The organism is Maribacter sp. (assembly GCF_049667165.1).
Taxonomy (GTDB): Bacteria; Bacteroidota; Bacteroidia; order Flavobacteriales; family Flavobacteriaceae; genus Maribacter_A.
In genome coordinates, this window is record NZ_JBATHS010000348.1 from 1 (window position 1) to 1,551 (window position 1,551).

The window sequence follows — 1,551 nt, forward strand, 5'->3', positions numbered from 1 at the left end:
GTTGGTCGCAGCAATCACGATGACGCCTTCATTACCCTCGAAGCCATCCATCTCCACCAGCAACTGGTTGAGGGTCTGCTCACGCTCGTCATGTCCGCCGCCGAGTCCGGCGCCACGGTGCCGCCCCACGGCGTCGATTTCATCGATAAAAATGATACAGGGCGCATGTTTCTTCGCCTGCTCGAACATATCCCGCACCCGGGAGGCGCCGACACCCACGAACATCTCCACGAAGTCAGAACCCGAGATGGTGAAAAACGGCACCTTGGCTTCACCGGCAATCGCCCTGGCCAGCAGCGTCTTACCGGTACCCGGTGAACCGAGCATCAGGACACCCTTGGGAATCTTGCCGCCAAGTTTCTGGAATTTCGAGGGATCGCGCAGGAAATCCACCATCTCGGTGACCTCCTCTTTTGCCTCTTCGATACCGGCAACATCATTGAAGGTGACCTTTACCTGATCTTCTGTAAGCATCCTGGCCTTGCTCTTGCCGAAGGACATAGCCCCGCGGCCGGCACCACCACCCTGCATCTGGCGCATGAAAAAGATCCACAGACCGATCAGCACAAACAGCGGGAACCAGTTGATGAGGATATTCATCAACAATGACGGTTTTTCAGGAGGTGTTGCGACGATTTCAACATTGTTATTCAGCAGGTCGCTGACCAGACCGTCGTCACCCGGACTGTAGGTGGTGAAACGTTGACCGGATGTCATGGCGCCATCGATATCCCGGCCATTTTGTATGGTCACCTCTTTCACATTCCCAGCCTTCACCTCGTTGATGAATTCTGAATAGCTGACCGACTGAGCCTGTTTGGTGGGGGTGGAAAAGTTATTGAACACCGTCATGAGGACGATGGCGATTACCACCCAGAGAATTAAATTTTTTGCCATGTCATTCAAAACGTCTCAACCTCTCAAGTCATCCCTTCCTAGTACAGGGATCTCTAGCATATTAATTCGTTGGTAAGGTACTATACCTTAAAGTTCCCTGCTACCAGATAGATCTCACGGCTTTTTGGCCGCGATGATTTTGGTTTCCTGCTGACCACTTTCGAAAAAGATTCCCGCAAATCCTTCAAGTATTGGTCAAATCCTGCTCCCTGAAAGACTTTTACCACAAATCCACCACCAGGACGCAGGGTTTCACGGGCGAATTCCCAAGCCAGTTCACAGAGATACATCGAGCGGGGCTGATCCACGCTCGACATACCTGTAATATTGGGAGCTAGATCGGAAATTACAAGATCAACCTTTTCACCCGCAAGGATATCGTGTAACTCGACCAGTGGACCGGACTCCCTGAAGTCGCCCTGAATGAAGCAGACCCCGGCAATGGGATCCATTTCCAGAATATCCAGAGCAACCACCTGCCCCCTGTCGCCTACCAGCTTGCGGGCTACCTGTGACCAGCCGCCTGGCGCCGCGCCGAGGTCCACAACCCTCATGCCTGGCTTGATAAGCCGGTCCCTCTCCTGGATCTCCAGCAGCTTGTAGGCGGCACGGGAACGGTAACCCTCTTTTTGAGCCCGTTTCACATAATCATCG

The 1,551-nt window shown here is 53.3% G+C and carries 2 protein-coding genes; both read right to left on the reverse strand.

The window, feature by feature from the left end; all coding sequences use genetic code 11:
* Positions 1-897: ATP-dependent metallopeptidase FtsH/Yme1/Tma family protein (locus WBM98_RS16190; protein ID WP_424367061.1), on the reverse strand; the 897-nt coding region annotated here is incomplete at its 3' end.
* 80 nt (positions 898-977) lie between these two features.
* The coding region (gene rlmE, locus WBM98_RS16195; RefSeq protein ID WP_424367062.1) for a 23S rRNA (uridine(2552)-2'-O)-methyltransferase RlmE at positions 978-1,551 on the reverse strand (574 nt) is incomplete at its 5' end.